Origin of the sequence: Sulfurimonas sp. (genome assembly GCF_041563495.1) — a bacterium.
Taxonomy (GTDB): domain Bacteria; phylum Campylobacterota; class Campylobacteria; order Campylobacterales; family Sulfurimonadaceae; genus Sulfurimonas.
Genome location: NZ_JBFFMZ010000005.1, coordinates 81,747 through 96,172 on the forward strand (window position 1 = coordinate 81,747; position 14,426 = coordinate 96,172).

At 35.9% G+C, this 14,426-nt stretch carries 17 protein-coding genes; 8 read left to right on the forward strand and 9 right to left on the reverse strand.

Translation table 11 applies throughout. The features are described 5' to 3' along the window. Position 1 precedes the first annotated feature (1 nt). Positions 2-676, forward strand: coding sequence for a YggS family pyridoxal phosphate-dependent enzyme (locus tag ABYK18_RS06675; protein WP_373035877.1), 675 nt, complete (start codon positions 2-4; stop codon positions 674-676). A gap of 10 nt (positions 677-686) precedes the next feature. Here the strand turns inward: ABYK18_RS06675 and ABYK18_RS06680 are convergent, their stop codons facing one another. The 5 genes from ABYK18_RS06680 to ABYK18_RS06700 all read right to left on the reverse strand — a co-directional run bounded on the left by ABYK18_RS06680 (position 687) and on the right by ABYK18_RS06700 (position 4,549). Further along, positions 687-1,070 carry a cytochrome C gene (locus ABYK18_RS06680; RefSeq protein ID WP_373035878.1) on the reverse strand — a complete coding sequence of 128 codons (384 nt, stop codon included), beginning with the start codon at positions 1,068-1,070 and terminating at the stop codon, positions 687-689. 152 nt (positions 1,071-1,222) lie between these two features. Beyond that, positions 1,223-2,149 carry a sensor histidine kinase gene (locus tag ABYK18_RS06685; protein ID WP_373035879.1) on the reverse strand — a complete coding sequence of 309 codons (927 nt, stop codon included), beginning with the start codon at positions 2,147-2,149 and terminating at the stop codon, positions 1,223-1,225. 7 nt (positions 2,150-2,156) lie between these two features. Then, positions 2,157-3,287 carry an FIST signal transduction protein gene (locus ABYK18_RS06690; protein ID WP_373035880.1) on the reverse strand — a complete coding sequence of 377 codons (1,131 nt, stop codon included), beginning with the start codon at positions 3,285-3,287 and terminating at the stop codon, positions 2,157-2,159. Between the two features lie 9 nt (positions 3,288-3,296). Continuing rightward, on the reverse strand, positions 3,297-3,944 hold the full coding sequence (locus tag ABYK18_RS06695) for a tRNA-uridine aminocarboxypropyltransferase (protein ID WP_373035881.1): 648 nt from the start codon (positions 3,942-3,944) through the stop codon (positions 3,297-3,299). Further along, positions 3,941-4,549, reverse strand: coding sequence for a hypothetical protein (locus tag ABYK18_RS06700; RefSeq protein ID WP_373035882.1), 609 nt, complete (start codon positions 4,547-4,549; stop codon positions 3,941-3,943). Before ABYK18_RS06700 ends, ABYK18_RS06695 begins: the two co-directional genes overlap by 4 nt. Before the next feature lie 56 nt (positions 4,550-4,605). On the opposite strand from ABYK18_RS06700, the gene ABYK18_RS06705 reads away from it, so the two are divergent. Then, a complete protein-coding gene (locus tag ABYK18_RS06705) occupies positions 4,606-5,844 on the forward strand; it encodes an NAD(P)/FAD-dependent oxidoreductase (protein WP_373035883.1) in 1,239 nt (412 codons plus the stop codon). A 5-nt stretch (positions 5,845-5,849) separates the two neighbouring features. Here the strand turns inward: ABYK18_RS06705 and ABYK18_RS06710 are convergent, their stop codons facing one another. After that, the gene (locus tag ABYK18_RS06710; protein ID WP_373035884.1) at positions 5,850-6,044 is read right to left on the reverse strand and encodes a hypothetical protein; all 195 of its coding nucleotides are present in this window, start codon (positions 6,042-6,044) and stop codon (positions 5,850-5,852) included. 138 nt (positions 6,045-6,182) lie between these two features. Between ABYK18_RS06710 and ABYK18_RS06715 the strand changes: the two genes are divergently transcribed. Further along, positions 6,183-6,479, forward strand: a complete 297-nt coding sequence (locus ABYK18_RS06715; RefSeq protein ID WP_373035885.1) for a hypothetical protein — start codon at positions 6,183-6,185, stop codon at positions 6,477-6,479. Here ABYK18_RS06715 and ABYK18_RS06720 read toward each other — a convergent pair. The 3 genes from ABYK18_RS06720 to ABYK18_RS06730 all read right to left on the reverse strand — a co-directional run bounded on the left by ABYK18_RS06720 (position 6,469) and on the right by ABYK18_RS06730 (position 9,430). Continuing rightward, on the reverse strand, positions 6,469-8,331 hold the full coding sequence (locus tag ABYK18_RS06720; protein ID WP_373035886.1) for a methyl-accepting chemotaxis protein: 1,863 nt from the start codon (positions 8,329-8,331) through the stop codon (positions 6,469-6,471). The two genes, ABYK18_RS06715 and ABYK18_RS06720, sit on opposite strands and share 11 nt — an antisense overlap. A 98-nt stretch (positions 8,332-8,429) precedes the next feature. After that, positions 8,430-8,981 carry a thiamine phosphate synthase gene (locus ABYK18_RS06725; RefSeq protein ID WP_373035887.1) on the reverse strand — a complete coding sequence of 184 codons (552 nt, stop codon included), beginning with the start codon at positions 8,979-8,981 and terminating at the stop codon, positions 8,430-8,432. Positions 8,982-8,983: 2 nt separating this feature from the next. Beyond that, positions 8,984-9,430, reverse strand: coding sequence for a hypothetical protein (locus ABYK18_RS06730; RefSeq protein WP_373035888.1), 447 nt, complete (start codon positions 9,428-9,430; stop codon positions 8,984-8,986). 122 nt (positions 9,431-9,552) lie between these two features. On the opposite strand from ABYK18_RS06730, the gene ABYK18_RS06735 reads away from it, so the two are divergent. From ABYK18_RS06735 to ABYK18_RS06755, 5 genes are all read left to right on the forward strand, one after another. After that, positions 9,553-11,661 carry a ribonucleoside triphosphate reductase gene (locus tag ABYK18_RS06735; RefSeq protein ID WP_373035889.1) on the forward strand — a complete coding sequence of 703 codons (2,109 nt, stop codon included), beginning with the start codon at positions 9,553-9,555 and terminating at the stop codon, positions 11,659-11,661. A 27-nt stretch (positions 11,662-11,688) separates the two neighbouring features. Next, entirely contained in the window at positions 11,689-11,841 is a 153-nt protein-coding gene (nrdD, locus tag ABYK18_RS06740) for an anaerobic ribonucleoside-triphosphate reductase (RefSeq protein WP_008339701.1), read from the forward strand. After that, positions 11,804-12,505, forward strand: coding sequence for an anaerobic ribonucleoside-triphosphate reductase activating protein (locus ABYK18_RS06745; protein WP_373035890.1), 702 nt, complete (start codon positions 11,804-11,806; stop codon positions 12,503-12,505). Before nrdD ends, ABYK18_RS06745 begins: the two co-directional genes overlap by 38 nt. A gap of 68 nt (positions 12,506-12,573) precedes the next feature. Next, positions 12,574-14,286 carry a nitrite/sulfite reductase gene (locus tag ABYK18_RS06750; RefSeq protein ID WP_373035891.1) on the forward strand — a complete coding sequence of 571 codons (1,713 nt, stop codon included), beginning with the start codon at positions 12,574-12,576 and terminating at the stop codon, positions 14,284-14,286. A gap of 2 nt (positions 14,287-14,288) precedes the next feature. Next, positions 14,289-14,417, forward strand: coding sequence for a hypothetical protein (locus tag ABYK18_RS06755; protein ID WP_373035892.1), 129 nt, complete (start codon positions 14,289-14,291; stop codon positions 14,415-14,417). The last annotated feature ends 9 nt before the right edge of the window (positions 14,418-14,426 follow it).

The window sequence follows — 14,426 nt, forward strand, 5'->3', positions numbered from 1 at the left end:
GATGAATACTGAAGAATACAAAATATACATTGATAACATAGTAAGAAGAGTCGAGACTGCAAGACTTAAAGTCAGCGACTATCACATAGTAAAAACGGTTGCAATCAGTAAGTACTCAACTGCCGATGACATAGCGAAGCTTTATGAGATCGGGCAAAGGGCATTTGGCGAGAATAAAGTTCAGGATTTAAAAGCAAAAGCTGCCGAGCTTGAAGATTTGCCTTTAGAGTGGCACTTTGTCGGCAACTTGCAAAAAAACAAGATTAACAACCTTTTAGACATCAACCCCGCTCTCTTTCATGCACTGGATTCTTTAGAACTTGCACAAGAGTTACAAAAGAAGCTCGAAGCCAGAGATATGACTCTGGATGCCCTGCTTCAGATAAACTCTGCGAAAGAAGAATCAAAGCACGGCTTTATGCCGGAAGATGCACGAGAAGCTTATATTCAAATTCAAAAAGAGTGTCCTAACATCCACCTAAAAGGTGTTATGAGCATAGGTGCACACAGCGATGACAGAGATATCATTAAAAAGAGTTTTGATACTACTTATGAGATTTATAAATCTTTAGATGGAGCAACGATTTGTTCTATGGGGATGAGCGGAGACTTTGAGCTTGCTATAGAGTGCGGGTCTAACATGATTAGACTCGGCTCGATTATGTTTAATAAATAATAAGGGGCTCTTACCAGCCTCTTACTATTTTGTGGCATGCGATACAGTTAGCAGTAAGCTCACCATATTCTCTTGTAGCATCTGAATAGTTTTCAGCTGCTATAGCTTTTTTTAGTCCCTTAATGTTTTTATCTAAATTTTTGTTGATGTTGTGAGTAACTTGGATTTTGTTGTTGTGTGCAATAAAAGTAGATACATCTACTTTAGAAAAAATTGCGTTTGCATTTTCTAGTACAGTAAGTCCACCTTTGATATCTTCTTTGTTACTATATAAAAAACCAGCTTGAATCTGATTCATCCCTTGTGTCATTAGACTCATTGTCGCGTTTATTGTAGTTTCATTTGCTAGTGCCAGTACCGAACTTGCAACCAATGCCAAAATCATTTTCTTCATTTATCTCTCCGTGGTTTTTTTGTTATATATATGCTATGTTACACTTTTAATTATTAAATGGTTATAAATTAATTTTATAATTTATGTTATATTTTAGAAAGTGAACTTTAGAAGCACAAAAGCATTGATTTAATCACTATAAAAAATATTTATTAGTGCGACAAGATAATTTTAAACACCGCTCCATCGCTGTTATTACTTACTTCCAGACGACCTCCACAATGTTCTTCAATAATTATTTTACTCATATAAAGACCTAAGCCCGTTCCGCTTTTTTTTGTTTTAGTAGAAAAGTAAGGATCAAATATTTTATCAATATTTTTTTTTGATATCCCACCGCCGTTATCACTTATCTCCAAGACTCTGGTATTTAGCTCTTTATATGTTTTTATCTTTATATATGGGTTTTGGACATTATTTTCCACCAAAGCATCTTCAGAATTTTTTATAAGATTTATGATTACGTGTTTTAGTTCATTTGAATATATACTAAATTCACTTTTACAGTTTAACTCTTTTATCAACTCTATATTTTTTTCTAAAATTGATATTCCTATGATATTTAACACGCTTTTAATTTCATTACAGAATGTTGTTGTTTCAACTACTTTGTTTGGTTTGAAAAAGTTTCTAAAATCATCTATAGTATCACTTAAGTGCTGCGAATAACTAGATATATTATCTGTTGATTCTAAAAGTTTGTCTTTGTCAATTTTATCTAGTAAAATATCAAACTGAATTGAGGCTGTAGCCACGCTTATCATATTAAGAGGTTGCCTCCATTGGTGTGCTATCATGCTTATCATCTCACCCATCTGAGCAAAACGAGATTGCTGAAACATTAACTTGTCTTTTTTTTCAACATCTCTGTGTGCACCTTCCAGTTCATTGATAACCTCTTGCATCTCCTGTGAAGCAATATCAAGTGAATGTTCAACCATGCGGCGTGAATCACTGTTGTCTGCATATGATTGTTCAACTTGTTTAAGAAGCTTTTTAAATGCTTTTTCATTCAAGGATTCAAAAGAGGTTATCCCTGCTTTTTTCAGCTGTCTCTTTAATAATCTATTTTCAGTCATGAGAGTCCTATGATTCATACATCAGCATCAAAGTCATTGTCTGATTGTGAAAATCGCAGCCGCCTGATGCGATTTGTGAGATTTCTCCATAAGAGTAAAACCCGATTGTCGAAACATTTGGTCCAAGCACGTCAGTTATGACTTCTATCTCATCTTCTGCTTCTTGTTTTAAAACAAACTTTCTTGCAACACAGCTTATACAGACACATAAGGCTTTTTGAGTGCCGTCATAAGATTTTTTCAGGTTTTCTGCAGCTACTTGAGAACTGTCGATCAAATCGTCAAGGTTTGCTTTGGCAAAAGAGACCATACTGTTTTGTGGGATGCTAGCAGCAAGAGTTATAGAGTTCTTTTCTTCATCTATAGCCTTAATAGCCCTGAGTTTCGGCTCCTCATAGCCTTCTTCAAGTAACATAAGAGGAAAGTAGAGTCCAGACGTCGGAAGTTCGGATGCGTGATCTCCCAAGTACCTTTTGTATAACTCTAAGGCAGGTTTGTTATCAAGCGTATATAAAACGTTTTCTACGGAATATGTGACTTTTCTGTCAAGTCCGAATCTTGTCCAGCCACTTTTACATCCGCTGTGAACATGCAGGTCTTTTCCGTACAAACCAACCGCACAAATCTGTTTTTTCATCAACTGACAATTAAGCATAATCCAGGTCTTGTTAAACTCGACGCCGTCTCCTGCCAGACCGCCTGAAATGACACAATCTTTTGGGATATTTGTACTCAAACCTTTTGTTAATTCAGATCCGTTGACGTTTAAAATATTACTTAAAAGAAAAATTGATTTTAAATCCTCTTTTGGCAGATTTTTTACAATCTCTTTTCCAACCTCATATGAGTTGGCTTCGCTTATATCTTTGACTATGACTTTAAAACTGCTTTTTTGAAATCGGACAACAGATACACTCAAGGAATCGTGAAAAATCTCACTGCCGTATATTTCACCGGAAGTTGAAGCACCGATTATTGTTGCTTTGGAATATGTCTTGAGTATATCATCAATCCCGCTTTTTACTTTTAGGATATTTGTACTTCCAAACACGATAACCAAAGTGTTTTCAGAATCCATACCCTCATCGAGCATCTCATTCCAATTTTTGTTTTTGTAAAGATAAGTTTTAATGTCCATAAACTACCTCTAATGTCTTCGTTTGAATCTAACAGCATTACTAATCGGGTTGGCGATTATCTCTTGCTGATACTCTATCATCTGCTCAAAAGGATTTAAAAATCCATCCAAGTCCTCTTTGCTTAAATCTTCAATACCGTACTTATTTAACAACTCCAAAACACTGAGAGTTGATTCTATGGTTGAGAGACAAAAGTCTGCAGGCTGCTGCTTTATCTTAAACTGTGAGAGCTTTGTCGAATCAAAACTCACATGTTTTAAAGCTTGCAGATTTTTAGAATCCCGCAACATCTTCACTGAACAAGACCAAGTAGAGTCTATAATAAAAACAGCCATGTCTTTTTCAACGGCAGGCTTCTCTTTGGAAAGGTTTATAGCATCTTGTGATGGATATAAAACAAAACTGTCATAGTCTCGTATGATCTCATTTATTCTTTTATGCTCGGTAAAATCAACACCGATAAAAAGCTCAGAATCCCCAAGTGACAAATGGGTCAGATGCCCTGTCCCGTTTTTTACTTTTTTAAACTCTTTTGGATGCATAAGTATAACAAATTTTGTTTTAGTTTTTATTTGTTGCACATGAGTACACATGCAAGAACTTTTAGGCCTGTAACATCGGTAACACTTTTCTCTATCTGCAAAATATGTTTTCAACGTCTCTCCATTGTACGAAGAGGCGTTATAAGCGGTGTAAAAAAAACCAATATATCATTCCAGTCACTCAAAATGTCTGATGAACGATGAAGCAGTGTTCCTTCATGTTTTAACTCTTGTATCTCATCGCCATCTTTTACTTTTACTCTGTTTGCAAGCTCCATGAACTCTTTGTTTGAAAATCCATAGACATATAAGTACCCCTGTGAATCGCTCGCTTGAATCATTACGTTTAGATGACTCTTGTCTCTTAGGTGAAACTGAACCAGCATAAGGTTATTTCTTTCATACACCAAATCATAATTTTTTCTATCATCAAAAATATACATAACAGTATATAAACCATTAAAGTTAAACTCAAAGTTAAGTGCGGTTCTTGCATCTTCGTAAAAAAGCACTCTGCCATTTTCATCTTCAAGTTTATATATCGTCACAAAGAGGTCTTTAAAGTTCAAAAATTTTGAATCTACGATTTTGTTTGTAAGTAAGACTTCATTGGAACTGTAGTTAAGAATAAGCTCTTTGTCTTTGTTAAGTTTCAAAGAGCTTGTAGAACATCCTGCTAAAATAAAAATGGTAAAAAAAATTAAAATGAGATTTTTCATAGTTTTATTATACTACAATTGCATCTATTAAAACGCTAAAACCCAGAGGACGTCTCTTGTCAAAAAACTATGATCTTATCGTTGTCGGAGCCGGTGCGGCAGGAATGATAGCTGCCATAAAGGCTGCAAGAGATGCTAAAAATGTTCTTCTTTTGGAAAAACTCTCCCAAATAGGCGCAAAACTCCGTGCTACGGGAGGTGGTCGCTGTAACCTTACAAACACTCTCTCAAATGAAGAGTTTATGGCAAAATTCGGACGAGATGGCCGTTTTATGCAGGATGCTCTAAATGGATTTGACTATAAAGACCTAATAAGATTTTTTGATGAAATAGGAGTAGAGACTCATGCCCCTGACGGCTTTAGAGTCTTTCCGACTTCTCACAGCTCTGCTACTATAATCTCGGCACTCACGCTTGAGATGCAAAAACTCGGCATCGATGTTTTATGTTCACAAAAAGTTGAAAAACTACTCAGCCAAAACAATCATGTAAGCGGTGTACAAACATCAACTGAGTCATTTTCAGCTCCAAATGTCATCATAGCAACAGGAGGTTTAGGTTATCCGGCTTTGGGTGCTGAGGGTGACGGCTACTCACTTGCTCACGAGCTTGGACACAAAACAACTCAGTTGCATCCGGCGATGATGCCACTCCGCACAAAAGAGACATGGGTTCAAAATTGTCGTGCCGACACCATACCAAAAGTAGAAATTCGCGTAGATATGAAAAAACATAAAAAACTGAAAGCCTACGGTGACCTTATCTTTACAAAAAACGGCATCAGAGGTCCCGTCGTCCTGGACTTTGCAAGGGAGATAACTCCTCTTATAGACAAATACGGCGAAGTACCTGTTATCTTAAACCTTACAAAAGGGATGAATGAAGAGCAGATAACAAAGCATCTAAAAGATGAAGCTCTAAAAAATCAAGATGCGAGTATACACGAACTTGTCTCTACCCTGCTTCCAAGTCCTCTAGCTTTAGAGTTATGCCTGCAAAGTGATATTGATCCTGATGCAAAACTAAAAGCTGTTCCAGGCAAAGCAAGAGCAAAACTTATAAACTATCTTGCGTGGACACCGCTTACCGTTGCTGGACATGACGGCTTTAAAATGGCGATGATTACACGCGGCGGAATAGTTTTAAAAGAGATAGACCCTAAGACAATGCAGAGTAAAATAATAAAAGGATTGTATTTTTGCGGAGAAGTTATGGATTTAGATGGACCATGCGGAGGGTATAACCTCCAATGGTCTTTTGCCAGCGGTTATTTGGCAGGAGAATTAAAAAACTGACACTACTACTTTTTTAAAACTTTTTTTACAAGTTTTTTTGCAGCTTTTTTGTTAGCCGGTTTTTTCTTTGTAACAGTTTTAGCAATGCTTTTTGCTACAGACTTTGCATCTTTTTTCTTAACAACATTTTTCTTTACAGCTTTCTTTGTTGCTTTTGCTACAACTTTTTTGATAGCTTTTTTCTTTAGTTCTTTTGCCATTTGAGGCTCCTTTTGAGGTTAAGTTTTTGACTTATTACTTACTTTTAGTAATAAATTATAGTGATTATACACTTTATATATATCAATGTCAACAAATTTGCTATAATTATGGTTACAAAAAGATTACAAAGAATTATTATGACATTTATAGATTTTAAAAAATTACTGCTAGATGCTGAAATTACTCTACCAAAATTCAGCAAACTCATAAAGGTAAGTGAGAAGAACCTTCAGTCTTATAAACAAAAAGGCGAAGTGCCAAATACGATAGCCGTGATAATCACATGTTTTGCATCTATGCATAAAGAAGGAATGGATTTTCGCTCTATTGTTGAAGCCTTAGAACTTCAAGCTAAAGTAAAAAAGGGTGCGGGTTTTGCAAAGAAAAAAAAACCCGTTAAAAAAGAAGACTCAGAAACAAGTTCTACGTTTTAAACTGCTCTAGCTTATTTGTTAATGATTGAGTCATTCCATTTAAGTGATCAGATGCAGATGCTATCTCTTCTACGCTTCTTGCATTTTCCGTTGATATAGAATTTATTTCGCTAATTCTTTTAGAGATTGAGTTTATTCCCTGACCAGTATTTTCAAAATCTGTTACAGTTTTATCGCTTGCTTTTGTAGCGTTGTTTACAATCGTAGTCGTTTTATTTATCTTAGTCTCTATCTCTGTAAAAATATCAACCAACTCATTCATCTGTTTATAGTTTATCTCCATATGCTCGCTTGCGGTACTGCTTGACTGTACAATAACGTTAATAGTTGCATTTATCTCTGTAAGTGTTTTTTGTGTTCTCTCTGCTAATTTTCTAACTTCATCTGCAACAACGGCAAAACCTCTTCCATGTTCACCTGCTCTTGCCGCTTCAATAGCTGCATTAAGTGCAAGCAAGTTTGTTTGGTCTGCTATATCAGATATGATTGTTAGTACCTCTTTAACCTGGTCCATATCTTTTGCAAGGTTTTCTATATTAGTAGAAAGTTCTGCTTCTCCTTCTGCAGTACGTTGAACTTTTACTGCTAAATTTACTATCTCATCTCTTGTGTCATTGAGCATGTTGTTTGCATCTACCATCTCTTTTTTATTTTGTTTAGAATTTTCTACTGCTTGTATTATTTCGTTAGTTATATTTGCGGTTTTCTCTGTAGCTTCTTTTATAATAAGAACTGACGTCTCTACATTTTTACCTACTTGAAGTGAACTTGTAGAGAGTTCATGAGAGATAGAAGCGTTCTCTGTAGAACTATTTTTAGCATCTTTTATGGTATCTCTTAACTCACTGAACATTTTATTTAAGTTTTGAGCCAGTGCACTTATTTCGTTTTCCCCTTCTACAGGAATAGCAAGAGAAACATCTTTGTTTTTTGTAATTGTATTTATTGCTTTAGAAATTTTTTCTATTTGTCTGTTTATACTTCTCGAAATAACATGTGTAAATGTTCCCATTACTATCAACAATATAACAAAAGTTATAGTCATAATATTGAGTACACTGCTTTTCTTTACACTTAAAGTTAAATCTGCGGTTACAATAAGTTTTTTAAGTAAAGTATCCGTTTTATGTATGGTGTCTCTTAAATCACCTAAAGCGCCGTCTTTTGGTGTTAAACCAATTTTTTTATATCCATCGACTAAAGCGTAAAAATCTCTTTTATAGTCACTTAAATAGTTTGTGACATTACCATTGAGTTTTTCTTCTTCGTTATCTTTTAAAAATTTAGCAAATGATTTATCAAACTTTTTAAGATATTTTAAATCACTTCTTAGCATAAAATCTTTCTCAGCACGACGAAGCATAAGCATATCAACCTGCAATTTATAGTTAGATTCTTTTTTAAGTAAATCTTCTAAGTTATGCACACTATCTCTTAATGAACCGTAAAGTCCGTCTTTTGGATTTAAACCAATAATTTTTTGAATCGATACTATTTGATTAAAATCCTTAGAATATGTATTTACAATATCCAATAGAGCGACTAATGTTTTTTTTTCCATATTATGCTTTTCAAAATCATGAGAGAGTTTTTCTAAGCTTTGTACTAATTGCTTATGGTTTTTTTGAAATTTTTCCTGATACTTTAAAGTTTTTCTGGAGAGAAAATCTTTTTCATTACGCCGAAGTTTAAGTATTGTTGTTTCAACATTTTTAACTTCATATTTTATTTGAGACAATTCTTCCATGTCTTTTGAAGACAAGTAAGAAAAAATACCTAAAATAAGAAATGACAGCATAAACATTACGCTTACTGCCATAAGACGCGCTTTAAAGGTTTTCAGTAAAAACATATAAAATCCTCAATTAATTTTTATTATTATAATGAAATTTAATTAACACAGAATAAAACTTGTGATTTTTTGTGAGATATTTTAAAGACAATTTATATTTAGTAAAAGTAACGGATAGATGCAAAGCCGTAAGCCCTGCTTTTTTGTATTTTATTGACATGTTCTTGTGTCACTATACCGCCTAGGGCAAAGACTTTTATCTTGCATTTTTTAAGAAGATTGTTTAAATCATCAATGCCCTTTGGTTTACCCTTGTCAGGAGATGCAAAGATAGGACTGTATGTTACGGCATCGGCACCGAGCAACTCTGCTTTTAAGACTTCTTCGTGAGTATGTGTGCTTATGATAACCTCCAAGCCAAGTTCTTTAGCCGTTTGTATCTCATCAAACTGAGTAGATGTCAGATGCACACCGGTCGCGTCTAAGCTTTTTGCCAGTTTGGCATCTCTGTGTATAAAGCTTTTTATAGTTTCAAACTGTTTGCAAACTTCTACAAAATAAAGTGCTTGATTGTCATAGTTGGGATTTGATTTATCTCTGTAAAGAGCATATGTAGGTTTGTGCTTTTTAAACTGCTCATATAAGATGTCACGAAAGGTGGTGGGAATATCTGTATAAAACTCTTTTGAGGTTATAAGATACTTCTCCATCTTTATCTCAAAAGAGGATTAGGTGACTTTTTAACAGGAGCTACAAAGTCTACTTTTTTGGCTTCTTCACCGCTTTTGTATCTCTGGGCAACTCCATTTACATGATAAGCTAAACGATTTAACAAGTAGAGTTCATCACCGCTGTACTTCTTCTGTGCCTGTGCTATGAAGTCTTGCAAGAAAGCTATAGAATCTCTCTCATCATCAAATTCTATGCTCTTTATAATATCTTTTATCTCATCATACTCTTTATCGCAAGAACTTAAAAAATCATATGACAAGTCTATAGTCTTCATAGTATCAAGAGCAGTTGAAAAATTAAAATGATTGTATAACATACAACCTACAAAATACTCTATATCTGAACTCTCAAACTCAGAATATTGTTTTTCTTCGTCAAGAAAATGATTATGCCAAATTTCTAAAACTTTTTCTATTTTTTTATTCATGGCACAATTATACCCTATAGCAATTAATAGAGCTTTTAGTGACACGAAAGTGACAGATTTTATTATAACTCTTTAAATCATCTTCCTATAAAATTCTCTCAACAACTAAAAGGGGATTATCTATGGTTGAAACAATTCTAAAAAGAGATGGCACGCACAAAGAGTTTTTATCGTTTAAGATAGAAGATGCAATAAAAAAAGCTTTCAAGAGTGAACATGTTATTTATGACAGTTCTATATTTTTTAATGTATTAGACCGTCTTAAAAGTAAGCGTGTTGTTGCTGTTGAAGATATCCAAGATGCTATAGAAAAAGAGCTTTACAAAGGCAGATACTTTGATGTAATGCGCTCTTTTATCCTCTACAGACATATGCACAAAATGCAAAGAGACGCTCTTCTTGATGAAGACACTACTTACATAAACTCTACTCAGACTATTGAAGAGTACATCAACAAAAGTGACTGGAGAATCAAAGCAAACTCTAACACTGGCTATTCAAACGCAGGTCTTGTAAACAACACTGCTGGTAAAGTAATAGCAAACTACTGGTTAGATAAAATCTACTCTAAAGAAGAGGGTTATGCTCATAGAAACGGTGATTATCATATCCACGACTTAGACTGTCTTACTGGTTATTGTGCAGGCTGGAGTCTTCGTGTACTTTTAGATGAAGGTTTTAACGGTGTTCGCGGCAGGGTTGAGAGTGACGCGCCTAAGCACTTTCGTGAAGCTCTTGGACAGATGGCTAACTTTCTTGGCATCTTGCAGAGTGAGTGGGCAGGTGCTCAGGCATTTTCATCGTTTGATACATACTTGGCTCCTTACGTTTTTCGTGACAAACTTCCGTACAAAGAGATTAAAAAGGCTGTAAGAAGTTTCATCTACAACCTAAATGTACCTGCACGCTGGGGTCAGTCTCCTTTTACAAACGTAACAATCGACTGGACTGTTCCAGAAGACCTTAAAGACCAAATACCGACATCTAAACAGACGCATCTTTTTAAGAATCTTCTTGACAGTGAGTTAGAAGCCGAGGCAAAGAACAGAGGATGTAAATCACTTGAAGAAATGACATACAAGTACTTTCAACCTGAAATGAACCAGATAAACAAAGCTTACTATGAGGTAATGACTGAGGGCGACAAGACAGGTCAACCTTTTACGTTCCCTATCCCTACCGTAAACATTACGGAAGATTTTGACTGGTATGGAGAAAACACGGATGTTCTTTTTGAAAACACTGCAAAAATCGGTTCTTCTTACTTTCAAAACTTTATAGGCTCTCAGTATAAAAGAGATAAAAACGGTGAGCTTATAGCTAATGAAGAAGCTTACAAACCAGGGCATGTTAGAAGTATGTGTTGTAGACTTCAACTTGACCTTAGAGAACTGCTTAAGCGTGGCGGCGGACTTTTTGGAAGTGCTGAGATGACCGGTAGTATCGGTGTTGTTACACTAAACATGGCCAGACTTGGTTTTCTTTACAAAGGTGACAAAGAGGCTCTTATGCTTCGCATTGACCAGCTTATGGAACATGCGAAAAACACTTTAGAGAAAAAACGTGTTTTTATCCAAGAGATGTATGACAGAGGACTTTTTCCATATACTATGAGATATCTACCGGGCTTTAAAAACCACTTCTCTACTATCGGTGTAAACGGAATCAACGAGATGATAAGAAACTTCACTTCAGATGCTTTTGATATCAGTTCGGAAAAAGGCATAGAGTTTGCAACTGAGATCTTAAACCATATGAGAGACAGAATGGTAGAGTTTCAAGAAGACACAGGAAATCTTTACAACCTTGAGGCTACGCCTGCAGAAGGAACAACTTACAGGTTTGCAAAAGAAGACAAGAAAAGATACGGTGATTCTATTTTACAAGCCGGAATGGATAAAAACATCTACTATACCAACTCTTCTCAGATTCCGGTTGATTTAACAAACGACCCTTTTGAAGCCTTAACTCTTCAAGATGATTTACAATGTAAATATACGGGCGGAACAGTTCTGCATCTATATATGCAAGAGCAAGTCAGTTCAACTGAGGCATGTAGGAAGTTAGTTAAAAACGTTATCTCAAACTTTAGACTTCCATACATCACTGTGACACCTCTTTTCTCTGTATGTCCAAAACACGGATACATTGCAGGAGAACACGAGTACTGTCCGAAATGTGATGATGAACTGATTCACGAGCAAGAAAAACTGAAACTTGAAGTTTCATAAATTAAAACCAAAACAAAGGAAAATATTATGAGTAAAAATGAAGCATTGGCGTTACTAAAAGACAAAAGACAAAAGTGTATTGTATATACGAGAGTTATGGGTTACCACAGACCTGTTGAAAGTTTCAATGTAGGGAAAACTGGTGAGCACAAACAAAGAAAACAATTTACAGAGTGTTAAGACTGTTTACGATGTAACAAAATTCACTCATGTTGACTATCCTGACCACCTAGCTTGTATAGTATGGTTTAGCGGATGCAACATGAGATGCGATTACTGCTACAACAAAGAGATTGTATTTGCCAAGAGTGGAAGCTATACTGTTGCCGAAGTTTTAGAGTTTTTAGAGACAAGGGTAAACCTGCTCGAAGCTGTAGTACTCTCAGGCGGAGAAGCAAGCTCACATACCTTGGTAGAATTCTGCCAAGAAGTAAGAAAACTCGGTTTTAAAATCAAACTCGACACAAACGGAACTTACTTCTCACAAGTAAAAGAACTGCTTGAACTGGAACTCTTGGACTTCGTAGCGTTGGACTATAAAGCACCAAAAGAAAAGTTTACACAAATCACCCATTCAAACAAGTATGATGAGTTCTCAAAAACACTGGATTTTCTCATACAAAACTTCACAGATTTTGAAGTAAGAACAACCCTGCACTCTGATTTACTAAATCCTGATGACATAAACAGCATCATAGATGACCTTACTTTAAGAGGTTATGACAAAAACTACTATATTCAAAAGTTTCAAGACACTGGAGAGAGCATTGCCGGCATCGGTGAAGGTTCGAGTCCTTTTGATGAAACACTTCTCTCAGATAAGCTAAATATTGTCTGGCGTTAACATATATCAATTTTTTAATAATAATTATTAGATAAAATAAAGCATTAAAAACATCGGAGTTGATTTTTATGCAGACACAAGAGCTAGAACAAAAGCTGAACAAACGTGAGAGATACAAAGCAAGACTAAGACCAATAGACTACTTTAAAGAGTTTGAAGAGCTTGACTTTGAGAGCCTTGGAGAGGGAGACAGATTTTTTCTTCAAGACTTTGGTATCTTTACTACCGACTTTTTAGAAGATGAGTTTACTATGCGTCTTCGCGTTCCAGCAGGAAGAATAACAAACGAACAGTTTGCTTATATAGCCGATATAGTCGAAGAATATGACCTGACTCTTATCACGACTGCCAGGGGCGGTCTTCAACTCCATAACATTGATGTCGATGATGTTTTAGAAATCTGGAAAAAACTAAACTCTCACTCTCTTACAACTTGGCAAAGCTTTGGTGACAACATCAGAAATATCGTTACAGATGTTTTTGACGGATGCGGAAAATACAACAAAATAGAGACGTATCCTATTGTCATGCAGATGCAAGAATACATCTTGAAAAATCCACGCTATGTCGGGATGCTTCCGCGCCGTGTCAGCATCGGAATATCAGGAAACACTGCAAGTGTAACATCATTTTTTGCAAATGACTTGTATTTTGCTTTGGCAAAAAAAGGAGATGTTTACGGTTTTAATGTCTACATGGGCGGTAAAAACACGGAGATAGCTCAAGATGCGGACATCTTTTTGCTAGAGACGGAAGTATTTGACTTTTTCAAAGCTTTCGTAGAAGCCTTTTACCTGCACGGTTCACGTTTTTCGCGCTCTAAGACACGTCTGTTTTATCTCATAGAAGATATTGGAATCGACGCTCTAAAAGCTCATGTAGAAAAAGAGTACGGCAAACCGTTTGAATCAAGCGGAGAACTGCAACTTGATAAAAAACTTTTCTCACAAAATGAAAAACTTAAAGACGGGACTTACTCTTACTGCTACCAGACAGACTTCGCCCGTCTAAATGCGGATGAGATGAAAGAGATATCAAAATTCGCATCTGATAATGACGTAGAGATAAGAATAGGAGTTGACCAAAACATATACTTGCTTGGTCTAAAAGATGCATCTACTCCTTTTGCATCTCCAAAAGAGAGTTCTACCATAGTCACTTGTGCGGGAAGTCTTTGTCCTTACTCATTTTGGAGTATAAAAAACGAGACACAATATCTGCCTCTATCTAAAATAGCCCAGCACGGCATCACAATCGGTTTTTCAGGCTGTATAAAAGGGTGTGGAAGACACAGACATACGGACATAGGTCTGGTCGGTCTAAAGACTAACAACTTCGGTGACACGGACGGAGGAGCTAGAATCTTCATAGGTGCAGTTCACACTACGGGACAAAGTGTCGGTCGTATGCTTTTTTCCATGGTTCCATTAGTGCATCTGCATGAGACGCTTGAACTCATAATCAAGCTCTACGAACTCAGCGCTTACAGTAACTTTGAAGAGTTCTCAGATGCCATTTTAAACAAGTTCTCTGAAGAGTTCTTGGCACTTTGGGTACTTGCAAACCTGACAACTAAAAAAGCTATAAAACTTGAACCAAAAGGTTCAGGGTTTGAGTACGAAAAGAACCTGCTTAAAACAAACTTCGCTGATGTGGACTTCTTAGAACCTATAGATGAAGAATTCTCTCACTCAGTCAGTGCTATGGCTAAAAAACTGTGGACAGTAGAGGGAGAAGACCCTACTTACAAACCGAAGATAAACAGAGTTAACTTTCGTTAGAGATGAAAACACTAACCATTAGCATCATAACCATTCTTATTTTCTCAGGTTGTGTGTCGGCTCGTGTTAATGCTCATGGAGATGGAAAACATAATAGTGTCGGAGCAAAAACAAACGTTCTAAAGTTCTAGTATAATTGC